This is a genomic window from Helicobacter mesocricetorum (genome assembly GCF_900198605.1).
In the GTDB taxonomy this organism is placed as follows: Bacteria; Campylobacterota; Campylobacteria; order Campylobacterales; family Helicobacteraceae; genus Helicobacter_D; species Helicobacter_D mesocricetorum.
Map to the genome: position 1 here is coordinate 1 of NZ_FZPJ01000054.1, position 3,549 is coordinate 3,549.

Below are 3,549 nucleotides of genomic sequence, written 5' to 3' on the forward strand. Positions count from 1 at the left end.
TAAATATAACTTCTATATTAAATCTACTATTGAGAACTTTAAGAATAGTGGATTAATAGAATCTAAAGGTTATGCTGTTACTTTTCAAGAAGGTTCTACAATCAATAACTTCAATAATACAGGAACTATTATTACTAAAGAGAATAATGGTAGAGATGCAGTATGGATAAATAAAACTACTATTCAGACTTTTAGTAATACAGGCACGATAGAATCTAGTCAAAGATACGGCATATATTTAAGTGATAGCACTATTAACACTCTTACTAATGAAAACACCATAGAGGGAATTTCTGGTATGTACATAAGAAGCAACTCACACATTCAGACCCTCATCAATAAAGGAACAATAAAAGCTACATCTAATGGAACTTCATACGCAGGTATCGTTATACATACTAATTCAACCATTGACACTCTTATTAATAAAGGAACGATACAATCAGAAACTTTTGGGGTTAGCATAGCAGGAGGTAAATTTGGAAAGTTAATTATGGAAGATGGGGCGGTAGTGCACGGTAAACGTTCTGGTATCACAGTTGCTCCCAACCAAACGCTAGGAGACTTAGAAATTAGTGGAGCAAACACGAAAATTAGTGGGAATGAAACAGGTATTCTCTTAGACAAAAACGCAACCACCCAAAAAATAGACATCAAAGATGGTGCAGCGATACAAGGGGGTTTAGCTGGTATCCAGATTCAGCGTGGTTCCCTAAGTGGCGATGTAAATATTTCCGGAGGAGCTAAGATTCAAGGAGGAAAAAATGCAGGTATTACTAATTTCAATGGTAAAATCACAGGTAACATCACCATTAAAGATGGAGCTACCATTACTTCAACTTCTAAAAGAGCTATTGAAAATACAGGTAGTGGTTCTATATCTGGAGGTATTACTATAAGTGGTGCTAATACGACATTAGAGGGAAATATTGTAAATACAGGTAATTCTAATATAGGTAGCACTATAAAGATAGAACGAGGTGCTAGTGTTAATGGAGGATTAGTAAATAATGGTAATGCTTCTATATCAGGGAGTATTAGTATTGATGAAAATAGTAAATTAAATTCTATTACTAATACTTCTACATCAGAGAATGCTATTACAGGAAGTATTGAAACTAAAAGCAAGAGTCCTTTAGCTATTTCTAACTCTGGAAACATCAAAGGAAATATTATAGCAGCAGGAGAAGGTGCTCTAAACCTTACTAACTCTGGTAGTGGAAACATAGCAGGTGGAGTTAATGCTAGTGGTTCTGCTAAGGTTAATATCACTAATGATGGAGGAACTATTAACAAAGGTATTACTTTATCAGGAGATGCACAATTAGATATTTCTAATACAGGAGTGATTGGTAAGAATGATAAGGGAGATAGTATTACTAATAATAGCTCTAAGGGTGTATTGATTAAAAATTGGAATCTTGGTAATAAAAATGGAAAATTAGATACTCTTGCCATAGGAGGAAGCAATACTCAAGGAGTAAAGATTGATAAACTCACTATTAATCAAGGAGGCTTAGATTTATCGCAACTTGGTGATATTAATAATCTAGTAGCAGGAATCCCTCACCAAAACATAGGTTCTATTACAACTAATGGCGCAGGGGATTTAACACTAAGCTATGATCCCTTAAGTGGTAAATTAAGCACTGATGTTGATTTAAACTCTGGAATAGCTGGAGCTTCTTATAGGAACTTAATGAATAACTCCATAAGAAGGAGTAGCTTTATAGATTCTGTTGTCAGTAATTCTATGAATAGCTTAGATAATATGTTTAATAATGGTTCTGCTTTTATAGTTTCTTCTTTTGAAGATAAAGACGCTTATTATGCTGACCTCTCTTCTTTAATCTCTAGTGATATTTTATTTACCTCCAAAGAAGAAGCCAAAAAACACTCTGTCTTTTTACTACCTTATCATTCCTACCAAAAGACAGAACTCTCTTTAGGGGAATATAGTAAAGGCAATATTGATGGAATAATTACAGGATATAGCACGAAGATTGATAAATCCCTTTATGGAGTCTATGTAGGCTATGAAAAGACAGCTATGCAATCTTCTTATTTTGATATAAACAATAAGGCTTATTACACAGGATTAAAGTATTTTAATAATTTCTATAATCTAGGGGATTATCAAGAGTTTTATTTAAAGGTAGATAGTAAATTAGCCCTTATCCAAAATGATTTAACAAAAAAGATAGGGGATAATCTAGCAAAAGCTAATCCTAGAACTTATGGTTATGCATTAGGTGGAACTCTGGGGGTAAATTTCGCACAAGGAGAGAATGTGTTTTCTCCTGAACTTAGCGTAGCTTATGAGGGGAGCTACACACAATCTTATAGTATGGAAAATACACAAGGGGCTGCTACTGTTAGAGGAGGAGAGCGGTATTATGCTAATAAGCTTAATCTCTTTAGCACGAAGTTAAGTTTAGGTTGGTATAGAGATTGGCATCCTCATTTTAAAACTTTAGTTCAAGGAGGGATGAAGTTTAATCTTAATCCAGTAACTACTTCTTCTGCTAGATTTGGAAAATTCTATGTCAGTGATTCTTATCTTTTACCTAGATTTAGTGAGTTTGGAGGAGCTTCTTTGATTGTTCCTGTTAGTAATGCCTTTTATTTCTCTATTAACTATAATGGGAATTTTGATAAGAATGGTGCTATGCATACAGGATATGCACAATTTAATTATTTGTGGTAGGGGATAACTTCCTTACTCTTTAGTTTTTATTATTCTTTAGGTTGGTTGGATACTTTGGTTTAATTAGTTAGGTTAGTTAGAATCTTGAGAGGATTTAGATTAGATGGTTTTTTAGGACAGCTTTGTTTATCAAAGCTAGGTCTCCTACTCTTGTTTGTAAGGTTTTAAGATTAAGGGGGTTGGGTTGTTTGGTTTTTTGTTTTATAGACTCTTTAGATTATTTAGCTTCTTCTTTAAAGATTGAAAAAGCAATAAGGAAAGATTTACTTGTAAATCTAGGTCTCCTACTCTTGTTTTTGAAATCTTTAAAGAAGAGGGTTTGGAGTCTTAAGCTTGGTTGGTTTCTAAGTATCTTTGTATTGCTCAGATTCTTAACTAATTGGATTTTTTAGTTAAACAATTAAATGTAGTTTGTGCAAGTTTTTTATAGAAGTTCAAGTATAATGTTATGGGGTAATTGCCACAGGTCCTTTACCCCTGTGGCAAAATCTATGCCCCTAAAAGGAGCTAAGATGATTGTTGCAAAATTCATCTTGGTTGCGATTATACTGCTTTGTATAATGGCTGTCAAGGCTTATTAGCTTTGTCCCCTCTTAAGGGGGCTAAGATGGATTTAACCTGCTACTCTCTTTCCAATCATCAATTTCTTTTTTATTTCTCTTTATGCAAAAAGTGTATAAATGATAAATCTCGTAAAATAAGCACTTTCAAGATTTTGTATTTTTTAATAAAATATACACAGAGTGGTATAAATTATTCTACAATATTGATAATATCTCCCTACTACAAATAACTAACCTAAAACTTCTTAAGACTCTAAACCCAACCCAAACACTAAGAAA

General features: G+C 33.2%; 1 protein-coding gene. It reads left to right on the forward strand.

Annotation, left to right across the window (positions count from 1 at the left end; translation table 11 throughout):
• On the forward strand, positions 1-2,707 hold a 2,707-nt coding region (locus C6H18_RS08900), incomplete at its 5' end, for a hypothetical protein (RefSeq protein ID WP_324736349.1).
• Between the last annotated feature and the right edge of the window lie 842 nt (positions 2,708-3,549).